The sequence below is a fragment of the Streptomyces sp. NBC_01384 genome, assembly GCF_045040035.1.
In the GTDB taxonomy this organism is placed as follows: domain Bacteria; phylum Actinomycetota; class Actinomycetes; order Streptomycetales; family Streptomycetaceae; genus Streptomyces.
This window is the reverse complement of record NZ_CP109559.1, coordinates 6,820,228-6,844,463: the sequence shown is the minus strand read 5'-3', so window position 1 is coordinate 6,844,463 and position 24,236 is coordinate 6,820,228. Positions and strand designations below refer to the sequence as shown.

The 24,236-nt window shown below is 70.3% G+C and carries 23 protein-coding genes and 1 pseudogene; 8 read left to right on the top strand and 16 right to left on the bottom strand.

All coding sequences use genetic code 11. From position 1 onward, the window contains the following. Positions 1-185: 185 nt before the first annotated feature. Together OG747_RS31460 and OG747_RS31455 are read right to left on the bottom strand one after the other, a co-directional pair. Entirely contained in the window at positions 186-389 is a 204-nt protein-coding gene (locus OG747_RS31460; protein ID WP_028802434.1) for a hypothetical protein, read from the bottom strand. A 382-nt stretch (positions 390-771) separates the two neighbouring features. Beyond that, positions 772-1,053 (bottom strand): acylphosphatase, encoded by a 282-nt coding sequence (locus OG747_RS31455; RefSeq protein WP_054235378.1) that lies wholly within the window; start codon positions 1,051-1,053, stop codon positions 772-774. Between the two features lie 142 nt (positions 1,054-1,195). Here OG747_RS31455 and OG747_RS31450 point away from each other — a divergent pair, with 142 nt between their 5' ends. After that, complete coding sequence (locus OG747_RS31450) at positions 1,196-2,185, top strand: CAP domain-containing protein (RefSeq protein ID WP_405882744.1); 990 nt, start codon at positions 1,196-1,198, stop codon at positions 2,183-2,185. 219 nt (positions 2,186-2,404) lie between these two features. Here OG747_RS31450 and OG747_RS31445 read toward each other — a convergent pair whose 3' ends face one another. Next, a complete protein-coding gene (locus tag OG747_RS31445; protein ID WP_405885782.1) occupies positions 2,405-3,004 on the bottom strand; it encodes a flavodoxin family protein in 600 nt (199 codons plus the stop codon). Positions 3,005-3,114: 110 nt separating this feature from the next. Between OG747_RS31445 and OG747_RS31440 the strand changes: the two genes are divergently transcribed. Then, positions 3,115-3,522, top strand: coding sequence for a winged helix-turn-helix transcriptional regulator (locus OG747_RS31440; RefSeq protein WP_405882743.1), 408 nt, complete (start codon positions 3,115-3,117; stop codon positions 3,520-3,522). Positions 3,523-3,558: 36 nt separating this feature from the next. On the opposite strand, the gene mutM is transcribed toward OG747_RS31440, so the two are convergent. The 8 genes from mutM to recG all read right to left on the bottom strand — a co-directional run bounded on the left by mutM (position 3,559) and on the right by recG (position 11,195). Next, the gene (gene mutM, locus OG747_RS31435; protein ID WP_405882742.1) at positions 3,559-4,419 is read right to left on the bottom strand and encodes a bifunctional DNA-formamidopyrimidine glycosylase/DNA-(apurinic or apyrimidinic site) lyase; all 861 of its coding nucleotides are present in this window, start codon (positions 4,417-4,419) and stop codon (positions 3,559-3,561) included. Between the two features lie 206 nt (positions 4,420-4,625). After that, positions 4,626-5,492, bottom strand: coding sequence for a ribonuclease III (rnc, locus tag OG747_RS31430; RefSeq protein ID WP_405882741.1), 867 nt, complete (start codon positions 5,490-5,492; stop codon positions 4,626-4,628). Positions 5,493-5,511: 19 nt separating this feature from the next. Further along, the gene (rpmF, locus tag OG747_RS31425) at positions 5,512-5,685 is read right to left on the bottom strand and encodes a 50S ribosomal protein L32 (protein WP_006139588.1); all 174 of its coding nucleotides are present in this window, start codon (positions 5,683-5,685) and stop codon (positions 5,512-5,514) included. Between the two features lie 2 nt (positions 5,686-5,687). Next, complete coding sequence (locus OG747_RS31420) at positions 5,688-6,341, bottom strand: YceD family protein (RefSeq protein WP_405882740.1); 654 nt, start codon at positions 6,339-6,341, stop codon at positions 5,688-5,690. A 173-nt stretch (positions 6,342-6,514) separates the two neighbouring features. Beyond that, positions 6,515-7,597, bottom strand: coding sequence for a cell division initiation protein (locus OG747_RS31415; RefSeq protein WP_405882739.1), 1,083 nt, complete (start codon positions 7,595-7,597; stop codon positions 6,515-6,517). 122 nt (positions 7,598-7,719) lie between these two features. Next, entirely contained in the window at positions 7,720-8,199 is a 480-nt protein-coding gene (coaD, locus tag OG747_RS31410) for a pantetheine-phosphate adenylyltransferase (RefSeq protein ID WP_405885780.1), read from the bottom strand. Between the two features lie 26 nt (positions 8,200-8,225). Further along, the gene (gene rsmD / locus OG747_RS31405) at positions 8,226-8,813 is read right to left on the bottom strand and encodes a 16S rRNA (guanine(966)-N(2))-methyltransferase RsmD (protein ID WP_405882738.1); all 588 of its coding nucleotides are present in this window, start codon (positions 8,811-8,813) and stop codon (positions 8,226-8,228) included. Positions 8,814-8,972: 159 nt separating this feature from the next. Then, entirely contained in the window at positions 8,973-11,195 is a 2,223-nt protein-coding gene (gene recG, locus OG747_RS31400) for an ATP-dependent DNA helicase RecG (protein WP_405882737.1), read from the bottom strand. A gap of 167 nt (positions 11,196-11,362) precedes the next feature. Between recG and OG747_RS31395 the strand changes: the two genes are divergently transcribed. Next, positions 11,363-13,201, top strand: a complete 1,839-nt coding sequence (locus tag OG747_RS31395) for an HSP90 family protein (protein WP_405882736.1) — start codon at positions 11,363-11,365, stop codon at positions 13,199-13,201. An 11-nt stretch (positions 13,202-13,212) separates the two neighbouring features. Next, complete coding sequence (locus OG747_RS31390; RefSeq protein ID WP_405885778.1) at positions 13,213-16,233, top strand: tetratricopeptide repeat protein; 3,021 nt, start codon at positions 13,213-13,215, stop codon at positions 16,231-16,233. A gap of 144 nt (positions 16,234-16,377) precedes the next feature. Here OG747_RS31390 and OG747_RS31385 read toward each other — a convergent pair whose 3' ends face one another. Next, the gene (locus OG747_RS31385) at positions 16,378-18,093 is read right to left on the bottom strand and encodes a DAK2 domain-containing protein (RefSeq protein ID WP_405885776.1); all 1,716 of its coding nucleotides are present in this window, start codon (positions 18,091-18,093) and stop codon (positions 16,378-16,380) included. Between the two features lie 258 nt (positions 18,094-18,351). Here OG747_RS31385 and rpmB point away from each other — a divergent pair, with 258 nt between their 5' ends. Next, on the top strand, positions 18,352-18,537 hold the full coding sequence (rpmB, locus tag OG747_RS31380; protein ID WP_003993230.1) for a 50S ribosomal protein L28: 186 nt from the start codon (positions 18,352-18,354) through the stop codon (positions 18,535-18,537). Positions 18,538-18,745: 208 nt separating this feature from the next. Further along, positions 18,746-19,048 (top strand): annotated as a pseudogene (locus tag OG747_RS31375) (FAD-dependent oxidoreductase); the annotation flags it as partial. A 23-nt stretch (positions 19,049-19,071) separates the two neighbouring features. Here OG747_RS31375 and OG747_RS31370 read toward each other — a convergent pair. Then, the gene (locus OG747_RS31370) at positions 19,072-20,037 is read right to left on the bottom strand and encodes a thiamine-phosphate kinase (protein ID WP_405882734.1); all 966 of its coding nucleotides are present in this window, start codon (positions 20,035-20,037) and stop codon (positions 19,072-19,074) included. A 206-nt stretch (positions 20,038-20,243) separates the two neighbouring features. Between OG747_RS31370 and OG747_RS31365 the strand changes: the two genes are divergently transcribed. Together OG747_RS31365 and OG747_RS31360 are read left to right on the top strand one after the other, a co-directional pair. Continuing rightward, the gene (locus OG747_RS31365; protein ID WP_405882733.1) at positions 20,244-20,477 is read left to right on the top strand and encodes an Lrp/AsnC family transcriptional regulator; all 234 of its coding nucleotides are present in this window, start codon (positions 20,244-20,246) and stop codon (positions 20,475-20,477) included. Between the two features lie 20 nt (positions 20,478-20,497). Continuing rightward, on the top strand, positions 20,498-20,992 hold the full coding sequence (locus tag OG747_RS31360) for a DUF3515 domain-containing protein (RefSeq protein ID WP_405882732.1): 495 nt from the start codon (positions 20,498-20,500) through the stop codon (positions 20,990-20,992). 37 nt (positions 20,993-21,029) lie between these two features. Here OG747_RS31360 and OG747_RS31355 read toward each other — a convergent pair whose 3' ends face one another. From OG747_RS31355 to OG747_RS31345, 3 genes are all read right to left on the bottom strand, one after another. Then, positions 21,030-22,187 carry a D-alanine--D-alanine ligase family protein gene (locus OG747_RS31355; RefSeq protein WP_405882731.1) on the bottom strand — a complete coding sequence of 386 codons (1,158 nt, stop codon included), beginning with the start codon at positions 22,185-22,187 and terminating at the stop codon, positions 21,030-21,032. Between the two features lie 139 nt (positions 22,188-22,326). Beyond that, on the bottom strand, positions 22,327-23,337 hold the full coding sequence (locus OG747_RS31350; protein WP_405882730.1) for an NAD(P)H-dependent glycerol-3-phosphate dehydrogenase: 1,011 nt from the start codon (positions 23,335-23,337) through the stop codon (positions 22,327-22,329). After that, positions 23,334-24,152, bottom strand: a complete 819-nt coding sequence (locus tag OG747_RS31345) for a lysophospholipid acyltransferase family protein (protein WP_405882729.1) — start codon at positions 24,150-24,152, stop codon at positions 23,334-23,336. Before OG747_RS31345 ends, OG747_RS31350 begins: the two co-directional genes overlap by 4 nt. Positions 24,153-24,236: the final 84 nt, after the last annotated feature.

Below are 24,236 nucleotides of genomic sequence, written 5' to 3'. Positions count from 1 at the left end.
CCGGTCTCACTCCATGAACCCGCGGTTTCACCCCTGAACGTGCAGGGCACACCAGACGTTAAAGAGAGTGGGAGGGCACGCGGGGGAAAGAAGAAGGGACGCCGAAGAGGCGTCCCTTGCAATTCTGACAACTTAGCGGTTGATACGGGCAGCCCAACCACTGCTGTCGTAGTGCGGTGCAGTGGTCAGGTGAGCGCAGGCTCCGCCTGGGGTACGTCGATGCTCTCGAGAAGCGAGTCGTGAGAAGCGGCAGCCGCGAGCGCGTCGTTCTCGGCCTGGATCCGTACGAGCTCGGATTCGAGGTCCTGTACGCGCTGCTGGAGCCGTCGCATCTCGGCGATGAGTCGCGGGTCGGAACCGCCGACGTAACCGAGAAGCGCCTTTGCCATGATGGATGGTCCTCCACACTGAGTGACCGACCGAAGCGGTGTGGGTCGTGAGGGAATCGCACCCGCGTTGCTTGACACTTGCTAAATTCTTGCTGCGGTTCCACATGCCAAACAGCTAAGGTGCGCGGGGCTTTCAGCGTCTCACCAAAAAGTTTGACGGTCAACACGATCACGCCCCGTATTGGCGGGCAACCCACTGTCGCGCGGCCCTCAAGGCGGCTGCGCTGCGACTCCTGCGGGGCCCTCGGGGCGTGGAGATCATCCTTATCTGCGGAGCCTGCCACGCCGAGCCGTCCTTGGCAACCACCAGGTCATTTCTGCTTCCGGCAGGTGCCGGTGGCATGCCATACCGCTTCCGCCTGGGGCGTTGCACGCGTCGCCGTCACCGGATCGCGAAGCCGTCGTAGATCCCCCGGGGCGTGTCCCAGATCTCAGTGACTCCGTCCACACGCCCGGGTGTGTCGTCGCCCTGGAGCCAGTCGAGCAGACCCTGGCATCCGGCCCGGGTTCCCTCCGCGACCACCTGGACCCGTCCGTCGTCCAAATTGAGAGCAAAACCACTCAGGCCCCCGATCTCGAGCGCCTTGGCCCGCGTGAACCAGCGGAAACCCACACCTTGGACCCGTCCGCGCACCCAGACGACCAGCCGTACAACCTCGTTCATGGGTGCACGCTAACCGGACAAAGTCTCAAGCAGCACTTCCTTCCCTCGCGCCATGGGGTACCGTCCCGACCCAATGAGTCTCATATGAAACTCACTCTTTAGAGTGAGGGACGCTGACCGCAGGAACGAGGAAGGCCAGGAGATGGGACGCCACCGACGCTCCGCCGCCGGCCGCGCCGCCACAGGCCGCGCCACCGGGGTCACCGATACGAACGGGCCCCTTACGGAAAGTTACGGTCCGGAGAACCTGTACGGCTACGCCGCCGTCGCCGACCTCCCGCAGACCGCCGCCGCCCGCTCGCACCGCAAGAGGAAGACCGCGGACACGGTACGCACGGGGCTGCTCGGCGTCTCGGCGGCTGTGGCGCTGGGCACCGTGGCCGTCGCGAGCGGTGTGCTGCCCGGCACCGAGAACTACTCACTCGGCGGCGCCAGCAACAGCTCCGACAACGTGCAGGCCGTCGGCTCCCCGTCCAGCCAGGAGACCCAGCAGGGCGGTACGTCGGGCAGCGCGAGCACGGACAACCGCGACGGCACGTCGACGAGCCGTGACGCCGACCGGTCCGCCTCGCCCTCCGCCTCCGCCTCGGCCGCTCCCGCGACCTCGTCGGCCGCGCCGGCGACGACGCCCACCCAGGAGCCCACCACCACCCAGCCGGGCAAGGCCACCAAGACGAAGAAGCCCGCGACTCCGCCCGGCCAGGTCGGGAAGACGAAGGGCCCGAAGACCACCGCCCCGATCACCGTGTCCGCCGAAGCCGCGGCCGAGGCCGAGGTGCTCAAGCTGGTCAACGAGGAGCGGGCCAAGGTCGGCTGCAGCCCGGTGGCGGCGAACAGCGCCCTGTCGGATCTGGCCCAGGCCTTCAGCGAGGACATGGCCGCGCGCGACTTCTTCGACCACACCGACCCGAGCGGGCTCAGCCCCTGGGACCGGGCGGCGAAGGCCGGCATCACCAGCCTCGGCGGCGAGAACATAGCCCGCGGCCAGGCCGACGCGACCGCCGTCATGGATGCCTGGATGAACAGCGCCGGCCACCGCGCCAACATCCTGAACTGCGACTTCAAGACCCTGGGCGTGGGTGTGCACTTCGGCGTCGGCGGCCCTTGGTGGACGCAGGACTTCGGCTACTAGCCGACAGTCGTGAACACGACGGCCGCGCCCACCGGACAACGGTGGGCGCGGCCGTCGTGTTGTTGTACGCGCGTCCGTCGCGAACGCGTCGGCTGCGCAGGTGTCGGCTGTGCGTGCGTCAGTTGTGCGCGAGCAGGACGTAAACGATTGCGCAAACGTCTACGCGAACGTTTACGCAAACGCTTGCGCAAGCCTTTACGCACGCGCTTGCGCAAATACTTACGCGGCCGTCGCCGCCACCGCCGCGCGTCCCAGCGCGAACACCCGCGCCGCCTCCGCGACCCGGCGCCCCAGGTGCTCCGCCGTGGCGATGTCGGCCTTGTGAACGGTCTCGGGACCCTCGTCCACGTTGGTCTGGGCGGCGGCGCCGGCGAAGACGCCGAGGCGGTTGAGGTCGTGCTCGGAGGCCGAGGAGCTGTTCCAGCCCGGGTGCAGGCCGAGGTTGACCCAGTTCATGCCGTGCTGCGCGGCGAGGATCTGGAAGAACTGCAGGGTGTGCAGCTTGTCGCCGCTCTTGGAGCCGGAGTTGGTGAATCCGGCGGCGAGCTTGTCGTGCCAGTCCTGTCCGAACCAGCGCTTCGAGGACGCCTCGGCGAAGACGTGGAAGGCGCCGGACGCCGTGCCCATGTAGGTCGGCGAGCCGAAGACGATCGCGTCCGAGGCGTCGAGCTGCTCCCACTGCGCGTCGGTGATCTCATCGACGTTGATCAGGTGAACCTCGGCACCGGCCGCGACGGCACCGGAGCGGACGGCCTCGGCGAGGACGGCGGTGTGGCCATAGCCGGAGTGATAGGCGATGGAAACAACGGGGGTGCTCAGGGTGCTCACGATGGGGACTCCTCCAGGTGGTGACAACGAACCAAAGGAAAGCACTAACCTCTAGTTAGTGCAACCTGCTGGTTAGCGCTGTGCCGGAGTATGGTGAGTCCATGGAACCCACCGTGCAGACCGCCGAGAGCGGTGAGTATCAGGACCTCGCGTACAGCGTGTTCGCCCGCGGCTGCCCGTCCCGGGGCACGCTGGAGCACGTCACCGGACGCTGGGGTTCACTCACGCTCGGAGCGCTGCACGACGGCACGTTCCGCTTCAACGAGCTGCGCCGCCGGGTCGACGGTGTCAGCGAGAAGATGCTCTCCCAGACGCTGCACGCGCTGGAGCGCGACGGTCTGGTGCACCGCGAGGCGCAGCCCACGAACCCGCCGCGCGTCGACTACACCCTCACGCCGCTCGGCCGCGAGATCTCCGAGCGCCTGCTGACCCTCATCCACTTCGTGGAGGGCCGCATGGACGACGTCCTGGAGGCCCGCGAGCACTATGACGAGACGCGCGAAAGCTGACTCTCCTGGGCCGCGGTCACGGCGTGCGGGCCGCGGTCACGGCGTGAGGCGCGGTGGCCGCTGGCAGCGCGGGCAGAAGTAGCTGGACCGGTTCATCCAGGCGCGCCGCCGTATCGGCGTACCGCAGCGGCGGCAGGGCTCGCCCTCGCGACCGTACGCGTCGAGCGAGCGGTCGAAGTAGCCGGACTCGCCGTTGACGTTGACGTACAGGCTGTCGAAGCTGGTGCCGCCGACGGCGAGGGCGTCGTTCATGACGTCGCGGATGTGGCCGAGGAGTTCGGCGGTGCGCGGCCGGGTGAAGGCGCCCACGGGACGTTCGTAGTGCAGCTTGGAGCGCCACAGCGCCTCGTCCGCGTAGATGTTGCCGACCCCGCTGATCAGCGACTGGTCGAGCAGGGCGCGCTTGATCGTCGTACGGCGGGCGCGCAGGGCCGTGTGGAACGCGGCGTCGTCGAAGAGGGGGTCCAGCGGGTCGCGGGCGATGTGCGCGATGACGTCCGGCAGGCCGTCGGGAGTGTTCTCGTGCAGGGAGAGCCCACCGAAGGTGCGCTGGTCGACGAAGCGAAGCTCGGTGCCCTGGTCGTCGTCGAAGCGGATGCGGATGCGCAGGTGCTTCTCGTCCGGGACGTCCTGGGGCTGCACCAGGAGCTGGCCGCTCATGCCGAGGTGCGCAAGGACGGAGTACGGGGAGTCGTCGAGGGGCAGCCAGAGGTATTTGCCGCGGCGCATGGCCGGTCCGACGCGCTGGCCCGCGAGTGCCTTCGCAAAGCCTGCGGGCCCCGTCAGATGCCGTCGTACGGCCCGTGGATGCAGCACCTCGACCGAGGTCACGGCCCGCCCGCTGACCCAGCGCTCCAGGCCGCGCCGTACGACTTCGACCTCGGGCAACTCGGGCACGGGACTCCTCCGGAGGGGCACGGGAACGACGCCCGAAGGCTACCTCGTGCTCGCGGCACGCCGACGGGTGCCTGGGCGAAGCACGCCCGGCGGGGGCGCCTGCGCGAGTCACCGAGCGCCGTGGCGGCCCAGGACGCGAACGACCCCCGTCGCGGCGCGGGCGCTGCGGCGGGGGTCGAATGCTTACGAAGGTGCTTACGAAGGAATCAGGCCGTGGCCGGGTCGCTCGTCGGGGCCGAGGGGGTGTCGGTGGTCCCCTCGGCGGCCTGGGCGGCCTGCTGGGCGGCCTGAGCCGCCTGCTCGGCGGCCTGGGCCGACTTCGCGCGCTCGTCCGCGGCAGAACGGATGGCACGCCACGCGGACTCCGCGGCCTGCTGCTCCGCCTCCTTCTTGCTGCGGCCGGTGCCGGTGCCGTACGAGACGCCTCCGACGCGGGCGGCAGCAGTAAAGGTCTTCTCGTGGTCCGGGCCGGTCTCCGAGACCAGGTACTCGGGAACGCCGAGCCCCTCGGTCGCGGTGAGCTCCTGGAGACTGGTCTTCCAGTCCAGGCCGGCGCCCAGATTCGAGGACTTCTCGATCAGCGGGTCGAAGAGCCGGTGGACGAGCTCGCCCGCCGCGTCCAGACCTTGGTCGAGATAGACCGCGCCGATCACCGCTTCAAGGGTGTCGGCGAGGATGGATGCCTTGTCCCGGCCTCCCGTGCCTTCCTCGCCCCGGCCGAGCCGGATGAAGGAGCCGAGTTCGAGGCCGCGGCCCACTTCCGCCAACGCACGCGAGTTGACCACCGCGGCCCGCAACTTGGCCAGCTGGCCTTCGGGCAGGTCGGGGTGGGTGCGGTACAGCGTGTCCGTGACCACGAGGCCGAGTACGGAGTCCCCGAGGAACTCCAGACGCTCGTTGGTCGGCAGACCGCCGTTCTCGTACGCGTAGGAACGGTGGGTCAGCGCACGCACCAGAAGGGCGGACTCGAGCTTGTACCCGAGCCGCCCTTCCAGAAGCGTGTGGGACGAGGCTGTGTTGTCCGCCGGGCCACCTCCGCTGGCGCGGAGAGGGTGCTTCTTGGCGTCAGACATCAGACCTCTCACCAGCCGCTCAGACCTCGAGGACCTGGCGCTTGTTGTAGGTGCCACAGGCCGGGCACGCGATGTGCTGCAGCTTGGGCTCGTGGCAGCGCTCGCACGCAACCAGGGTGGGGACCGCAGCCTTCCACTGCGACCGGCGGTGGCGCGTGTTGCTGCGCGACATCTTCCGCTTCGGAACAGCCACGGCTACTTCTCCTGCTTCTCGGCGGCGCGTGCTGACTTGGGCGCTTCGCCGCTCATCTCGTCCTTCTCGCCATCTTCGAGTGAACCGGCGAGTCCCTGCAGTGCCGCCCAACGGATGTCGACGGCGTCGTGGTGGTGGTCCGGGTCGTCCGCGAGCCGGGCTCCGCACTCGGAGCACAGGCCGGGGCAGTCGTCCTGGCACACCGGCTGCATCGGCAGTGCGAGCACCACCGCATCACGCAGCACGGGTTCGAGGTCGAACAGGCCGTCCTCGATGAAGAGCGTGTCCTCGTCTTCCTCGGCGTCGTCGGCCGGCTCCGCTTTCACACGGCCCCGGTCGTCGGCGTCAGGGTACGAGAACATCTCCTGGAAGTCCGCTTCGAGCTGCTGCTCAAGCGACTCCAGACACCTTACGCACTCCCCCTTGGCCTGTGCACGGGCGGTGCCTGTGACAAGCACCCCTTCCATGACCGACTCAAGGCGGAGTTCGAGCTCCACCGGGGCGCCTTCCGGCACTCCGATGACTCCTTGGATCCCCAGATCCCTGGGGGCGTCGATCGTGCGGGTCAAGCGCTGCAGCGCGCCAGGACGCCGCCCCAGCTCGTGTGTGTCGAACACAAGAGGGTTGCGGTGGTCGAGGCGGGTGTTCAGAGCCATTCCTGCTTTCGATCTTCGAAGCTCAAGGGGGATGCCACCCCTGGTGTTCCGTGGGCAGCGTTGATCGCGGACGTACACACGACCGAAGAACCAGGATACTGGACCTTTCGCTCTCGGCCCAATCCGGTGCTCATGCAGTGCTCAGCCGGTGCTCGTCCGGTGCCCGTCCGGGGTCAACGGCCCTGTTCGTACGCCCGCAGCTGCTCGGCGCTGATCATGGTGGTGTCGAAGAGGCTGGTCTCGTCCAGGGCGTTCGCCATCGGGTCCAGGGCCTGCGCCTGCTGCTGCGGATAGGCCTGCTGCCCGCTCTGGCCGTACGCCGGCTGCTGGTCGTAGCCCTGGTGCTGCGGGTACGCGGCGTACGGGTCGGCCTGCTGGTAGCCGTACGCGTCCTGCTGGGCGTACTGCTGCTGATAGCCGTAGGGGTCCGCCTGCTGCTGGTACGCGTACGCGTCCTGCTGCTGTCCGTAGCTCGGCTGGGTCGGCTGGGCCGGTACCTCGGGGGTCTGGGCGGGCCGCTCGGGGGCGTCCGAGAGCTCGGCGAGACCGGCCAGGTAGTCGGCGTCACTGGTGTGCAGGCCGGGCGTCCCGTCGTCCGAGAAGGTGCCCAGTTCGCCCAGGTCGTCGCTGGCGATCCGGCCGTGCAGCTTCTGCCGGCCGCGGCCGACGGCCTCCAGGGTTTTGGCGAGGACGGCCTCGAAGGCGCCGAGCTTGACGTCGACGTATTCGTCGGCGTTGCGGCGCAGGGTCTCGGGGTCATGGCTGCGCTCGGGGGCGTCCTCGTCCTCGTACCCCTGCTCGTCGGTGCCGGGGCCGGTGCCGAGCAGCTTCTCGCGGCCGCGGCCGACGGAGCCGAGGGTCTTGGTGAGGACGACCTCGAAGTTGGCGAGCTTGGAGTCGACGTAGTCGTCGGCCTCGGCACGGACCTCCTCGGCCTCCTGGCGGGCCTCGGAGAGGATCCGGTCGGCCTCGTTCTGGGAGCGGCGGGCGACCTCGGTGTCGGAGATCAGGGAACCGCGCTCGACGTGCGCGGACTCGATGATCCGCTCGGCCTCCGCCCGGGCCTGCTCGACCATCTGCTCGCGGCCGCCGATGAGCTCCTCGGCCTGGGCGAGGGAGCCGGGCAGCGCCTGACGCACCTCTTCGAGCATCGAGAGCAGCTCGGCGCGGTTGACCACGCACGAGGCAGACATGGGCATCGAACGGGCGCTGCCGACCGCCGCGACGATCTCATCGAGCTTCTTCTGCACGTCCACCGTGTGCTCGCCACTCTCTACAGCTGTGATGGAGACGGACGAGTCGACTGTACGACCACTCCCGCCCCGCCCGACACCGGGTGACGGACTGTCAGGTTCCAGGGAATCCGCTGTGGGTTCACTCAGCCCGTCTTGAGCCGCTCCTTGAGCGCCTCGAGAACCATCGGAGGCACCAGGTGGGAGACATCGCCGCCCCAGGTCGCGACCTCCTTGACCAGGGAGGACGACAGGAAACTGTAGGTGGGGTTGGTGGGCACGAAGAGGGTCTCCACGCCCGAGAGGCCGTTGTTCATCTGGGCCATCTGCAGCTCGTAGTCGAAGTCGCTGACGGCGCGCAGGCCTTTCACGATGGCCGGGATGTCGCGCTGCTTGCAGAAGTCGACGAGGAGGCCGTGGAAGGCCTCCACCTCGACGTTTCCGAATTCGGCGGTGACCTGGCGGATCAGATCGATCCGCTCCTCGATCTCGAACAAGCCCTTCTTGGACTGATTGATCATCACCGCGACGTATACGACGTCGTAGAGCTTGGATGCTCGGGCGATGATGTCGAGATGTCCGTTGGTGATCGGGTCGAACGACCCGGGACAGACGGCGCGGCGCAACTGAGGTCCCTCGCTCTCCAGTCCGGTCATCGTGCGTCTTCGCACGTAGAGGCGGCGCGACCGTACCAAAACGTCCCCTCGCCGTAACGACGGGCCCTGATCGCTTCGAAGCCGTCCGGCCATCCGAATTCGCCGCCTCTGGTGCTGCGCTCCACGGTGACGAGCGCTTCGGCCGCGAGCCAGCCCTGCGTCCGGAGTGTGAGCAGAATCTCCCGAAGATCGTCGTCCGAGACGGCGTACGGCGGGTCGAGGAAGACCAGGTCATACGCGTCCGCAGGCGCCGCTCCTTGGATGATCTGCTCCGCTTTGCCCGATCTGACCTCGGCGCCGGGCAGACCCAGCGACTTCACGTTCTCGCGGATGATCCGGGCCGCGCGGGCGTCGGCCTCGACGAGCAGGGCGTGGCCGGCGCCGCGGCTGAGGGCCTCCAGGCCGATGGCGCCCGATCCCGCGTACAGATCGAGGACGTGCTCTCCCTCCAGGGGGCCGCCGAGCAGGGACTGCCAGGTGGAGAAGAGTCCCTCGCGCGCCCGGTCGGAGGTGGGGCGGGTGCCGGTGCCCGGCGGGACGGCCAGACGGCGTCCGCCGGCCCGGCCGGCGATCACGCGGGTCATGAGGGTCCTTTGCACTGGTGGGGTGTCGGGTGCGCGGGTGGTGCGTCTGTCCCAGTCTCTCAGCCGCGGTCCCGGGAGTGCCTCTCCGCCCCGAACCGCACACCTCGCTTCAGCCCTCGTTTCAGCGCTCGTCTCAGCGCTCGTCTCAGCGCCCTTGTCTCAGCCCTTGTCCAAGTACTGCTCGCGCTCCTCGTCGAGGAGCGCCTCCAGGGCCGTGCGCAGGCCGGGGAGCCCGGTGAGCTCGGGGTCGGCGGCGACGACCGAGGCGGCCTCCTCGCGGGCCTCGGCGATGATCTCCTCGTCGTCGATGACGGCAAGCACGCGCAGCGAGGAACGGACGCCGGACTGGGCCTGGCCGAGGACGTCGCCCTCACGGCGCTGTTCGAGGTCGATGCGGGAGAGCTCGAAGCCGTCGAGGGTGGACGCCACCGCGTTCAGCCGCTGGCGGGCCGGGCTCGCCTCCGGCATCTCGGTGACCAGCAGGCAGAGTCCGGCGGCGGAGCCGCGGCCGACGCGGCCGCGCAGCTGGTGGAGCTGGGACACGCCGAACCGGTCGGCGTCCATGATCACCATGGCTGTCGCGTTCGGCACGTTCACCCCGACCTCGATCACGGTCGTCGCGACCAGGACGTCCGTCTCTCCCGCGGTGAAGCGGCGCATCACGGCGTCCTTGTCGTCGGGCTGCATCCTGCCGTGCAGGACTTCGACCTTGAGGCCCTGCAGGGGGCCCTTGGCGAGCTGGTCGGCGACATCGAGGACGGCGAGGGGCGGGCGCTTCTCGGCCTCGTCCTCGGGGGACTTCTTCTTGGTCTTCTTCGGGTCGCCCGGTTCATCGACGTCGTCACCGATCCGGGGACAGACCACGTACGCCTGATGTCCGTTCTCCACTTCCTCGCGCACGCGCTCCCACGCGCGCGTGAGGAAGTGCGGCTTGTCGGCGGCAGGGACGACATGGCTGGCGATCGGCGAGCGCCCGGCGGGGAGCTGGTCGAGGACCGAGGTCTCCAGGTCGCCGAAGACGGTCATCGCGACCGTGCGCGGAATGGGCGTGGCGGTCATCACCAGGAGGTGCGGGGGCTGCTTGCCCTTGCCGCGCAGGGCGTCGCGCTGCTCGACCCCGAAGCGGTGCTGCTCGTCGACGACGACCAGGCCCAGGTCGTGGAACTGAATCTTGTCCTCGATCAGCGCGTGCGTGCCGATGACGATCCCGGCCTCACCGGTGACCAGATCGAGCAGCGCCTGCCGTCGCGCCGCCGCCCCCATGGATCCGGTGAGCGGCACGACCTTGGTCGAGTGCTCGGCCCCGCCGAGCATGCCGCCCTCGGCCAGCTCCCCCATCATCTCGGTGACCGACCGGTGGTGCTGCTGGGCGAGCACTTCGGTGGGCGCGAGCATCGCGGCCTGCCCACCCGCGTCGACGACGGCCAGCATGGCGCGCAGGGCCACCAACGTCTTGCCGGAGCCGACCTCGCCCTGGAGCAGCCGGTGCATCGGGTGCTCTGTGGCCAGGTCGTCGAAGATCTCCTTGGAGACCTTCTGCTGGCCCTCGGTGAGGGTGAAGGGCAGTTTGGCGTCGAAGGCGGTGAGGAGGCCGTCCGGCCGGGGGGTGCGGGCCACGGCGGGGAGCTGGGCGTCGGCGTGGCGGCGGCGGGCCAGGGCGACCTGGAGGACGAAGGCCTCGTCCCACTTGAGGCGGGCGCGGGCGTCGTGGATGTCCGCCTTGGTGTGCGGGCGGTGGATCTTCAGGAGGGCCTCGGGCAGGGAGACCAGGCCGCGGCCGTCCCGGAGGGAGTCCGGAAGGGGATCGACGGCCTCCTGGGCGCTCAGCAGCACCGTCTGGACGGACTTGGCGATCTTCCAGGACTCCAGCTTCGCGGTGGCCGGGTAGATCGGGATGAGCGCGCCCGCCCAGGAGTCGACGGTCTCGGCGGCTTCGTCGCTGTCGCCGCGCAGCAGCTCGTACGCCGGATGGGCCAGCTGGAGGCGGTGGTTGAAGACGGAGACCTTGCCCGAGAACAGCGCGCGCGTGCCGGGCAGCAGGTCCTTGTGGGGCTTGTGCACACCATGGCCGAAGAAGACCAGCTGGAGGCGGCCGCTACCGTCCGTGATGGTCACTTCGAGGCGCTGGCCCTTGCCACGGGGTGCCTTGGAGGAGGCGAAGGTGTGCAGGCGCGCGTCGGCGACCTGGGCGACCACCGTGACATGCTCGTCCATGGGCAGGTCGGCGAGGTGGGTGAGCTGCCCACGCTCCTCGTATCTGCGTGGATAGTGGTGCAGCAGGTCACCGACGGTGTGCAGGCCGAGGTGCTCGGCCATCACCTTCGCGGTGGGGGGACCGAGCACCTTCTTCAGTGGTTCATCGAGCACGGGCACGAGATCCATTGCACACCACACCACTGACATTGCCGTATACGTCCTGGAAATCCGCTGGTCAGACGGCTCGTTTCGGGCCTAGGATGGCGCGCTCCGGCCCTCTTCGCGGTCACCGTCCCCCGGGACCGCCCGACCCCGCGCCGTCGCACGTCCCCCCACCCACCGGCGCAGCGACGATGGACTCCCAGACCTCACAGTCATCACAGGCATCCCAGTCACCTCATACGTTCCAGGTCGACCTGCGCGGTTTGGTGGACCTGCTCTCCCATCACCTCTACTCCAGTCCCAAGGTCTACCTGCGCGAACTGCTGCAGAACGCCGTGGACGCGATCACCGCCCGGCGGGCCGAACAGCCGGACGCGCCGGCCACCGTGCGCCTGTACGCGCAGAGCGGCACCCTGCGCGTGGAGGACTCCGGCGTCGGGCTCACCGAGTCCGATGTCCACAGCCTCCTCGCGACGATCGGCCGCAGCTCCAAGCGGGACGACGGCCTGCAGGCGGCCCGCTCCGACTTCCTCGGGCAGTTCGGCATCGGGTTGCTGGCGTGTTTCGTGGTCGCCGAGCGCATCCGGGTCGTCAGCCGCAGCGCGCGCACGCCCGACGCGGCGCCCGTGGAGTGGACGGCGACCGACGACGGCTCGTACACCGTGCGGACGCTGCCGCACGAGGCACGCCCCGAACCGGGCACCACCGTGCACCTGGTGGCGCGCGCCGGAGCCGGCGAATGGCTCACCGAGGAGCGGGTCCGGTCACTGGCCCGGGACTTCGGATCGCTGCTGCCCTACGACGTACGCGTCGGCGACGAGGCGATCGCGGACCTTCCGGCGCCCTGGGACCGCGCGTACCCGAGCCCCGCCACCCGAAGGGTGGCCCTGGCCCGCCACTGTCATGACCTGTTCGGCTTCACACCGCTGGACGCGATCGACCTGAATGTGCCGCTCGCCGGAGTCCGCGGCGTGGCGTACGTCCTGCCGTCCGCGGTCAGCCCCGCCCAGCGCGCGAGCCACCGGGTGCACCTGAAGGGCATGCTGCTCACTGAGCGGGCCGAACAGCTGCTGCCCGACTGGGCGTTCTTCGTGCGCTGCGTCCTGGACACGGACAGCCTGCGGCCCACCGCGTCGCGCGAGTCGCTGTACGAGGACGAGACCCTGGCGGCCGTACGCGAAGCCCTGGGCGAGCGCATCCGGTCATGGCTGACGGGGCTCGCGGCGGGCGACCCGGAGCGCCTGGCGGCCTTCCTGGCGGTGCACTACCTGGGCGTGAAGTCCCTGGCGCGGCACGACAGCGAGATGCTGCGCACGATGCTGCCCTGGCTGCCCTTCGAGACGACCGACGGACGGCTGTCTCTGGAGGAGTTCGCGCTGCGCCACCCGGTGGTGCACTTCACGCGGACCGTGGAGGAGTACCGGCAGGTCGCGCCCATCGCCTCCGCGCAGGGCATCGGAGTGATCAACGGCGGCTACACGTACGACAGCGAGCTGGTGGAGGCGCTGCCGTCCGTGCGTCCGGGGACGGTCGTCTCGGAGCTCGACGCCGACACCGTGACGGCACACCTGGACGCGGTCGACCCGGCCGAGGAACTGGCCCTCTCGAACTTCCTGATGGCCGCACGGGCCAAGCTGGACCCCCTGGGCTGCGACGTGGTGCTGCGCGCCTTCCACCCGCTCTCCGTACCCGCCCTGCACCTGGACGACCGGGCGGCCCGCCACGAGCAGGCCCGCGCGGAGGCGGAGGAGCAGGCCGACGACCTGTGGGCGGGCATTCTCGGTTCGCTGCGCGGCAGCGCTCCCCGCGCGCGTCTGGTCCTCAACCACCTCAACCCACTGATCCGAAGGATCAGTTCACTGCACGACCCGGAGCTGATAGGCACCGCCACGGAGTCCCTCTACGGACAGGCCCTCCTGATGGCGCAGCGCCCCCTGCGGCCCGCCGACTCCGCGCTCCTCAACCGGGCGTTCATCGGCCTCCTGGAGTGGGCCACCCACAGCGACCCCGGAAAGGACGACCGCCGGTGAGCGGCCAGGCCATGGACTTCGACACCCTGCGCCAGGCGATGGCGGACAACTACGAGCAGCCGGAGGGTCCCGCCCGCAACGCGCGCGCTGAGCAACTGCTCGTCGAATCCGAGAAGTTGAACATCCCGCTCGCCGTGATCGAGGCGCTCGGACACCAGCTGAAGGTCTACAACTACAGCTCCGAGAAGGACAAGATGTTCGTCCCCTTCGCGCGCCTGCTGCGCATGTGGGACGAGCGCCCCGAGGACTTCGACGAGTACGAGACCCACTCCCTGCACTGGGTCTTCAAGTGGATGTCGGCCGGCATGCTCGACCAGCCGCACATTCCGCTCGCCTCCATAGAGAAGTGGCTCGGCGAGATGGGGCACCGCTACCGGCTCGCCGGTCACTCCGAACGGGCCGTGCGGGGCGCCGAGTTCAGCGTCGCCGCGCACCTGGGCGACCTGGAGCGCGCCGAGCGGGCGTACACCGCCTGGCTGGCGGCCGACCGGGACACCATGGCCGACTGCCACGCGTGCGAACTGCACAGCCAGGGGTGGTGGCAGGCGGAGCGCGATGCCGCCGAGGAAGCGCTGGAACTGTGGCGTCCGGTCCTGGAGGGCGAATACGCCTGCGCCCACGAGCCGCACACCGTCCTGGCGTCCTCTCTGGTCCCCCTGCTGCGCCTGGGACGGCTGGACGAGGCCCGCGCCCACCACCTGCGGGGGTTCCGGCTGGTGCGCCCCATGGAAAGCATGCGCGGCGCGTACGCGGACCATGTGGAGTTCTGCACGCTCTCCGGCAACGAGGCACGCGCCCTGGAACTGCTCGCCGAGCGCCCCGCCTACTTCACGGACTCGGGGGACCCGCGCAGCAAGCTCGACTTCATGGCCGTGACGGCCCTGCTCATGGACCGCCTGACCGAGCTCGGCCTCGGCGAGCAGCCCGTGCCGGGACCGGCCGGACGGACGTGGACCGCGAGCGAACTCGCCGTCCACGCGCGCGGGCAGGCCCTTTCGCTGGCGGCGCGCTTCGACGCGCGCAATGGCACGTCGTACGTGAGTGAACGGGCTCGGGCGCGGATGGACCGGCGGCCGTTGGTGGAGCGATTGCCGCTGGGGGTGCGATCCCGGCCTGCGCGGCAGGTGTCGCGGTCGGGCTCGGCTTCGGCGCGGCAGTCAGGTGGCGTGGAGTCCGGCGCCGTCGTGGCGTCGGCCGCAGGGTCGGCGTCCTCGCTCTCGGCGCTGCTCGCCGAGGCCCGACGGCTGTCGCAGACCCGGAGCCCGCACGCCGTCGAGGCCTGGGCGGCGGTCTCGCGGGCCGCCGAGGGCCAGGAGCTGGAGGTCCGCGACCGCGCGGAGATCGCCGACCACGCGGCCATGGAGCGCGGTCCCGAGGGCATCGAGCTCTTCCATGTGGCCGCCGAGCTGTACGCCGAGGCGGGCGACCCCGGCGAGGCGCTGGCTGCCCGCGCCCGCGCCGCGTACGTCCTCGCCCTCACCGGCGGGCCCGGTGAGGCGCTGGCGACCGTCTCGGAGCTGTACGAGCAGGTGCTCGCGCTCCTCGCGGACAGCGGGACGGGGGTGTCCCAGGCGGCGTCCGTGCTGGTGGGGCGGGCGCGGATATTGATGCAGCTGGTGCAGGAGGGTGCGGGCGAGGGCGAGTCGGGAGCGACGGCTTCCGGGGCGACGGTTTCCGGGGCGGGTGGGGACGAGGTCGTGGTCGCTGCCGAGGCGGCCGTACGGGAACTGCTGGCGCTGACGGAGCCGCACATCGCGGACGTACGGATGGCCTCGCGGGCCGCGGAGGCTCGGGCGATGCTCGGGGAGCTCGCGGCGCACGCCGGGGACGCCGAGGTCGCCGCGGAGCTGCTCGCGCAGGCCGCGGAGGCGTTCGTGACGGCGGGGCTGCCGTGGTTCGCCGTGGAGTACGAATCCCGGCTCGCCGGCATCGCCCGGCACCTGGGCGACGCGGAGGGGGCCGAGCGGGCCGCGCGTGCGGCGCTGGAGCACGGAAGCCCCCACCGGGAGCCTATGGGGCACGCGCAGCTGCATCTGCAGCTCGCCGAGATCCTCGGCGCCACCGGGCAGTTCGGGCCCGCCGCGGAACACGCCCTGGAGGCCGCGCACTGGGCGGACGAGGCGGGCGAGGGGCCCACGCTCGGCGCCTGGGCCCGGCACCAGCTCGGCGGTTTCCTGCTCCGTCAGGGGCGTTGGGCCGAGGCCGCGGAGATCTTGGAGTCGGCGCTGCCCGATCTGACCACCGACATGCACGGCGACGGTGCGATCGTGCAGACGCGATGGTGGCTCGGCGACTGCCTCACCGAACTCGGCGACCATCGTGCGGCGGCGGAACGCTGGTTGCAGGCCGCGGACATCGCCCGGCACTGGCCCGAGCAGCGCGACCACGCGATGCTCGCCCACCTCGCCGCCGAGGCACTCGGCCACGCCGGGCTGCCCGCGCAGGCAGACCAGGCGTACGCCCGCGCCGGCGACCTGTGGCGTGCCCTCGGCAACGTCCACGGTCTGATCCGGTCCCTGCGGGCCCGGGCGTGGGTCGTGGTGCGTACGGATGCGGGGCTGGAGGGGGCCCGGAAGTTGATGTCCGTGGCGGTGCGGGAGTGCGAGAAGGGGCTTCGGACGGTGTCGTCGGCAGTTGCCGCTCCGGAGGACTCGGATGCCGCGGAGGCCCGTCTTCGCCTGGTCGCCGATCTCGGCCACACGTACCAGCAGTTCGGTGACCTCCTCGCTCGTTCCCTTCCGGACGACGCGGAGGAGGGCGCGGCCGCAGTCGTCCTCGAGGAGGCCTTGGCCCACGTCACGCAGGCCGTATCCGTGTTCGCCTCCCTCGAGGACGATGCCCTCGATGCGCGCACCGGTGCGGAGCTTGCCGCCGGGTGGCTGGAGGCCGACCTGCTCCGGCCCGCGGCGGCGGCCACACGCGCGCGTGCCGTGCTTTCCGCGTACGCGGAGGTGACGGGGGAGACTGCGGAGGCTCGGCGGGCGGAGGCGGAGAACATGCTGCGGCTGATGGAGAAGCAGCGGGCACGATGACGCACCCCCGCTTCGGCGTGAACGGCCTCGCCCTCGGACGCCGGACGGGCTGAGGCTTTCAGGGGCACGGGGCTGTGACATCGTGCGGCTCCGCCGCGCGGGCGCGACCAGCCCCCACCCACCCGCGGCAGACGCCACCGGTGGCTACTCCACGCCGATCAGTAGCAGCGCTCCTTGTCGCCCGCCCCGGTACGTCACCGTGTCCACCGCCAAGTACGACTCCCGGACCCGGGATTCGAGATGGGCGGCGATGGACTCGGGGGCCTCGTCACCGAGGACGAGGGTGACCATTTCCCCGCCGGCGGCGAGCATGCGGTCGAGGACGGCTTCGGCGGTGGCGGTGATGTCGGAGCCGATCACGGCGACGTCACCTTCGATGAGACCGAGGACGTCGCCGGCCTGGCAGATGCCGGCCATGGTCCAGGACTGGCGCTCGGCGACGGCGACCTCGGCGTAGCGGGTGGCGCCCGCCGCCGAGGTCATGGCGACGACGTCCTCGTCGAAGCGACGTCCGGGCTCGTGGACGGCGAGCGCGGCGATGCCCTGGACCGCGGAGCGGGTCGGGATCAACGCGACCCGCACACCCTCCGTACGTGCCTGCTCGGCGGCCGCCGCCGCGGTGTGACGCAGTTCGGAGTCATTGGGCAGCAGCACCACCTCGCGCGCGTGCGCACGGCGTACGGCCTCGACGAGCTCCCCGCTGGCGGGCGGCTCTCCGGGCCGTGCGAGCACGGTGGTCGCCCCGGCCTCGGCGTACAGCCCGGCCAGCCCTTCGCCGGGCACGACCGCCACGACGGCCCGCTGCGCCCGCTCCCTGGGCGGCTGCCCCGCCGCACCCGCCGTGTGGGCGTCGCCCAGCCCGAAGTGCGTGATCCGGATCCGGTACGGCCGCCCGGCCTCGACGCCCACCTCCACGGCGGCACCCGCGTCGTCCGTGTGCACGTGGACGTTCCACAGCCCGTCCCCGCCGACCACGACCAGCGAGTCGCCCAGTCGGTCGAGCCGGTCCCGCAACCGCGCCACGGCCGCGTCCTCCGCCTCCAGCAGATAGATGACCTCGAAGGCCGGACCGCCATCGTCCTGCCGACCGTCCGCGCACACGCCGTCCCCGTACGCACCATCCGCGTACACACCGTCCACGCGCGCGTGGACGGTGCCCGCCACCCATCCGGCGCCCGGGGACTCCCCGCTGAACGTCTCCACCAACGCCGCCAGCACCGCCAGCAGCCCCAGCCCGCCCGCGTCGACCACACCGGCGCGCTCCAGGACGGCCAGCTGTCCGGGGGTCGCCATGAGGGCCGTCCGCGCACCCTCGTACGCCGCGCACGCGACCGTGCCGCAGTCGCCCTCGGTACCCGTGGCCGCTTCGGCGGCGGCCGAGGCGACCGTGAGGACCGTGCCCTCCACGGGGTGCGCGACGGCCTCGCGTGCGGAGTCGGCGGCCTGCCGGAGGGCGAGACGGAGGCCCTGCCCGTCGGTGTGAGCGGTCTCACTGTCGGCGGCGAGTACCTGTGCCATGCCGCGCAGCAGCTGCGCCAGGATCGTCCCGGAGTTCCCCCGGGCCCCTATCAGCGCCCCGTGCGCCATCGCCCGCACGGCGTCGGCGAGGGTGGGCCGTCCGGCACCCGGGGGCACGGCGTCGCCGACGGTGACCACCGCCTCGTAGCCCGCGAAGACCGCCTCCACCGCCGCTGCCGCCGACTCCACGGTCAGGTACAGATTCGTCCCGGTGTCCCCGTCGGCCACCGGGTAGACATTGATGGCGTCGATCTCCTCGCGGGCCCGTCCCAGGGCCTCCAGCGCGAGGCCGCACCAGGTGCGCACCGCGAGAGCATCCAATGTCTGCGGCACCTGCGGCACCTGCGCCTCCTTGAGCTGCTGGACGTGGGACGCAGCGTAGACCCAGGACGGGTTACTGGCGGTAGGGGCCCCAAGGAGGGCCGGGGCGGGCCCCGGGGCAGCCATGGTAGTTTCGTTCTCCGGACGCAGTCGTTGTATGCTGCTCCAGTTGCCCGATCCGATCGGGTCTTCCCCCTGGCACCGCCACTCAGATCCTAGATCTCGATTCCGGCATGCCGGGATCAACCGTAAGTGCATCTGAAGTCTTTGGAGTGACCCGTGGCTGCCAACTGCGACGTCTGCGGCAAGGGGCCGGGCTTCGGCAACAACATCTCGCACTCGCACCGCCGTACGTCCCGTCGCTGGAACCCCAACATCCAGCGCGTCCGTACCGTGGTGGGCGGGACGCCGAAGCGCGTGAACGCTTGCACCTCGTGCATCAAGGCCGGCAAGGTCTCGCGCTGACGCAACTCCCCAAGCTCTCGACTCCGCTTGAGCAGGGGGAATCCGATCGCGCGCGGCCATTGCTGGTTCGCCTAAGAACCGGTCCACCTCACGGTGGGCCGGTTTTTTGTCGTGCCCTCTTCCGGTACCTGCCAGAATCTGCCGAATGCGCTTCGGCATCCTGGGCCCCCTCGACATCCGCACCACGGACGGAATCCCCCTGGACCCCGGAGGCCCCCGTCCCGGGGTCGCGATCGTCGGGGCGTACGTCCTGGCCGGCGAGCTGGCCCTCGCGGGCGGCGACCACCGCACCGCCTTCGCCGAGTACGAGACCCGCATCCGGGACTTCGCCAAGGGCTGCCAGAAGATCTCCGGCAACGCGGGGCCGTTCTTCGCGCCGCCGGCCGAGCGGCGGATCCGCAGCCGGGACCGCGCGTACCGGCTGCTCAGCTCCCGCCTCCTGGCGGGCTTCTTCAAGAAGCTCACCGAGAAGGCGGCCACCGGCATCAAACTCCGGGAGTACCCCGCCTGAAAGCCGACGGGGCCGAGGAGGAGCTACGACTCGATGTCGCCGAAGTGGTCCCAGCCGCCCTTGCTGGTCCAGGGCGCGCCGTCCACCGTGACCTGGGGCAGCGCCGAGGGGTTGAGGACCTCGCCGATCACCTTCCAGCGCGCGGGCAGCTTCACGTCCGGCGGGAAGGTCGCCACGATCGCGTGGTCCTCGCCGCCGGTGAGCACCCACTGGATCGGATCGACGCCGACGGCCTGGCCGATGTCGTTCATCTGGGAGGGGATGTCGATCGCGCCCGAGCGGATGTCGATCCTGACCTTGCTCGCCTCCGCGATGTGGCCGAGGTCGGCGATCAGCCCGTCACTCACGTCGCACATCGCCGTCGCGCCGAGCCCGGCGGCCGCGGGACCCGCGTGGTACGGCGGCTCGGGGCGCCGGTGGGCCTCGACGAAGGCGCGCGGGGAGCGGAAGCCGCGGGAGAGCACCGCGTGCCCGGCCGCGGACCAGCCGAGCCAGCCCGTCACGGCGATCACGTCGCCGGGCTGGGCGCCGCCCCGGGTGACCGGCTCGTGGTTGCGCAGATCACCGAGCGCGGTGATCGAGATCATGATGGTGTCGCCGCGTACGACATCGCCGCCGACCACGGCCGCGCCCGCGACCTGGCACTCGTCGCGCAACCCGTCCATCATCTCCGAGGGCCAGGTGGCCGGGAGTTCGGCCGGGACGACCAGGCCGAGCAGCAGTGCGGTCGGTACCGCGCCCATCGCGGCGATGTCCGCGAGGTTCTGCGCGGCGGCCTTGCGCCCGACGTCGTACGCGGTGGACCAGTCGCGGCGGAAGTGCCGCCCCTCCAGGAGGATGTCGGTGCTCGCCACGACCCTGCGGTCGGGCGCGGCCACCACGGCGGCGTCGTCGCCGGGGCCGACCCGGACCGCCGGGGTGGTGGTGAGACGCGAGGTGAGCTCCTTGATGAGCCCGAACTCCCCCAACTCGCCCACGGTGCCCTTCATGATCGTACTGCTCCCTCTGCCGCTACCCGTGCCCGGTCGCGAGCCGTCTCTGTACTCGGTACGGTCAAGTTGACCGTCAACTTGTGCAGTCCGTGCACCCCGGCGCGCAAGCCCCAGCCACCGCGGGTCTCCCCGTGGCGAGCGGCGACGCGATACCGTGGCGTTCCTTTTCCCCACATGATCCTCGTGGCCGCCCTGGAGGTTCCGTGGTACAGGCGTACATCCTGATCCAGACGGAGGTCGGCAAAGCGTCGACCGTCGCCGAGACGATCAGCAAGATCCCGGGGGTGATCCAGGCCGAGGACGTCACAGGACCGTACGACGTGATCGTGCGCGCGCAGGCCGGCACGGTCGATGAACTCGGCCGCATGGTGGTCGCGAAGGTCCAGCAAGTGGACGGCATCACCCGCACCCTGACCTGCCCGGTGGTGCACCTGTAGCCCCCGTCTAACCTTGGCCGGTGAACTCTTCCCGTCACCGGCACGCCACTCTCTTCGGGCTGCCCGTTCTCGCCCTGTTGATCACCGCCACCGGCTGCTCCTCGGCAGACGACCGTGCGTCGGCCGTGGTTCCCGGCCCGGACGCGAAGGTCACCGGGCTGTGTCAGAACCTGGACAAGGTGCTGCCGAAGAAAGTAGACGGCCTCGACCGGAACGATCCCGAGCCCCGGTCCGCGCTGACCGCGGGCTGGGGAAGCCCGGCGATCATACTGCGCTGCGGTGTCGAACGGCCCGCGAAGATGAGCGACGAGAACGCGCTCAGCGGCGAGGTGAACGGCCTCGGCTGGCTGATGGAGAAGCAGGACGACGGGTCGTACCGCTTCACCACCAGTCTGCGCCGGGCGTACGTCGAGGTCAGCGTGCCGAAGAAGTGGGTCCAGCGGGACGGTTCGGGCTCGCTCGTCGATCTGGCCGCGCCCATCAAGAAGGCGATCCCCGAAGGGATCGCCGACTGACGTACACGCGTGCGTCGCGGGGCCGCGTGCCCAGGGTCTAGCGGAGCCCCGTGGAGCGGTTCAGCGCCGCCTGGATCAGGCGGTCCACCAGCTCCTGGTAGCCCACGCCGCTCGCCTCCCACATCTGCGGGTACATGGAGATGGGCGTGAAGCCCGGCATGGTGTTGATCTCGTTGATCACGAACTCGCCGTCCTCCGTGAGGAAGAAGTCCGCGCGCACCAGGCCCTCGCAGGAGGCGGCCTCGAACGCGTCGACCGCGAGCCGCTGGACCTCGGCAGTCTGCTCGGGGGTCAGCGGGGCGGGTACGAGGCCGGGCGTCGAGTCGATGTACTTCGCCTCGAAGTCGTAGTACGCGTGCGACTGCACGGGCGGGATCTCGGCGGGCACGCTCGCGCGCGGCCCGTCCTCGAACTCCAGGACCCCGCACTCGATCTCGCGGCCGCGCAGCAGCGCCTCCACGATGATCTTCGGGTCGTGCCGCTGGGCCTCCTCGATCGCCTCGTCGAGGCCTTCGAGGGAGTCGACCTTGGTGATGCCGATCGAGGAGCCCGCGCGCGCGGGCTTGATGAACAACGGCCAGCCGTGCTCACCGGCGAAGTCGATGATCTTCTTGCGGGCGGCGGACTCGTCGCGCTGCCACTCGCGGGGCCGGATCACCACGTACGGGCCGACGGGCAGCCCGAAGGAGGTGAACACCCGCTTCATGTACTCCTTGTCCTGGCCGACGGCCGAGGCGAGCACGCCCGCTCCGACGTACGGGACTCCGGAGAGCTCCAGGAGGCCCTGCAGGGTGCCGTCCTCGCCGTACGGGCCGTGCAGCATGGGGAAGACGACGTCGACCTCGCCCAGGGCCTTGGGGACCGATCCGGGCTCGCTGTAGACGACTTCGCGGTTGGCCGGGTCCACGGGGAGGATCACAGCGCCCTCGCTCGACTCGGCGAGCTGCTCCACGCTCGGCTGCCGCCGGTCGACGATGGCCATCCGGTCCGGTTCGTCGGCGGTGAGCGCCCAACGGCCGTCCAGGGTGATGCCGATCGGCAGGACGTCGTACTTCGTCCGGTCGATGGCGCGCAGGACGGCGCCGGCCGTGACGACGGAGATCCCGTGTTCGGAGCTGCGTCCGCCGAAGACGACGGCCACGCGCGGCTTGCGAGGCGGCTGCTCAGGGCTCTGGGGGAGGTTCTCGGTGCTCATATCGGGTTGAGAGTACCCGTTGGTACGGCGGCGAGTCAGTGCCCCACGGTGGCCGTTGCGCAACGTCGCACGGGTGGTCGCTCAGCGTCGTACGAGCCGTTGCGCAGCGTTGATCTCAGCGGCGTTCGGGCTTGGATTCTCAGCGGCGTTCGGCCTTGGCGCTGCGGGACATCAGTTCCTTGAGCGCGACGACCGGCGGCTTGCCCTCGTGGACGATGCCGACGACCGTCTCGGTGATCGGCATGTCGACACCGTGCCTGCGGGCCAGATCCAGCACGGACTCACAGGACTTGACACCCTCGGCGGTCTGCTTGGTGACCGCGATGGTTTCCTGGAGGGTCATGCCCTTGCCGAGGTTGGTGCCGAAGGTGTGGTTGCGCGAGAGCGGCGAGGAGCAGGTGGCCACCAGGTCACCCAGGCCGGCGAGTCCGGAGAAAGTCAGCGGGTCGGCGCCCATGACGAGGCCGAGACGGGTGGTCTCGGCGAGTCCGCGGGTGATGAGCGAGCCCTTGGCGTTGTCGCCCAGGCCCATGCCGTCCGCGATGCCGACGGCGAGACCGATCACGTTCTTGACCGCGCCGCCGAGTTCGCAGCCCACCACGTCGGTGTTGGTGTACGGACGGAAGTACGGGGTGTGGCAGGCGGCCTGGAGGCGCTGGGCGACCTCTTCGGAGGTGCAGGCGACCACGCCGGCGGCGGGCATGCGGGCGGCGATCTCGCGGGCGAGGTTGGGTCCGGTGACCACGGCGATACGGTGCGCGCCGACCTTGGCGACGTCCTCGATCACTTCACTCATCCGCATCGCGGAGCCGAGTTCGACGCCCTTCATGAGGGAGACGAGGACGGTGTCGGGCGCGAGCAGGGGCGCCCATGCGGCAAGGTTCTCGCGCAGGGTCTGCGAGGGAATGGCGAGCACGGTGAAGTCGGCGTCACGCGCGGCCTCGGCGGCGTCGGTGGTGGCCCGCAGGTTCTCGGGGAGTTCGACGCCCGGCAGATAGTCCGGGTTCGTACGCGTGGAGTTGACCGCTTCGACGAGTTCTGCGCGCCGCGCCCACAGGGTGACCTCGCACCCCGCGTCGGCGAGCACCATGCCGAAGGCCGTGCCCCACGATCCGGTCCCGAAGACGGCTGCCTTGACCGGCTTGCTCACGTGCTCTGCCCCTCTTCCTGCTCTGCCTGTGCCTGTGCCTGTGCCTGCTGCTGCGCCTGCGCCAGCTCCTGGGCCTTTTCCTGGGCCCTGGTGCGCTTGCGCTGTTCGATCCGCACCTGGCGCGGGTCGAAGGGCCTCTCAGGGGCCTTCTCGCCGCGGATCTGCTCCAGCTGCGCGGTGATGGCGGCCATGATGACCTCCGTGGCCTCCTTCAGGAGGTCCGGGCTCATCTCCTTGTCGTAGAAACGCGACAGGTCGACCGGGGGGCCCGCGAGCACGTGGTGGGTCTTGCGCGGAAGGACGTTGGGCTTCTTGGCGTACGGCGGCAGCAGTTCGTTGGCGCCCCACTGGGCGACCGGAATCACCGGGCACTTGGTCTGCAGGGCGACCCGTGCGGCGCCGGTCTTACCGGTCATCGGCCAGCCGTCGGGGTCGCGGGTGAGGGTGCCCTCGGGGTAGAACGCGACGCACTCGCCACGCTCCACGGCGTCGATCGCGGCGCGGAAGGCGCTCAGCGCGTCGGTGCTCTCGCGGTAGACGGGAATCTGTCCGGTGCCGCGCATCGCGGCCCCGACGAATCCCTTCCTGAAAAGCCCGGCCTTCGCCAGGAATCGCGGAACACGCCCAGTGTTGTACTGATAGTGGGCATACGCGAACGGGTCCACATGCGAATTGTGGTTCACCGCGGTGATAAATCCGCCCTCGGCCGGAATGTTCTCCATTCCACGCCAGTCCCGCTTGATCAGAACCACCAGTGGCGGCTTGCAGAGGACCGCTGCAAAGCGGTACCAGAAGCCGATTCTGCGGCGGGGCACGCGGACACCTTCCTCTTAGGGCCTGGGGGGCCGCACAAGTGTCGCCCCAGGCCGCCTGTCTGTCGAGAACACCGTACGCCCCGG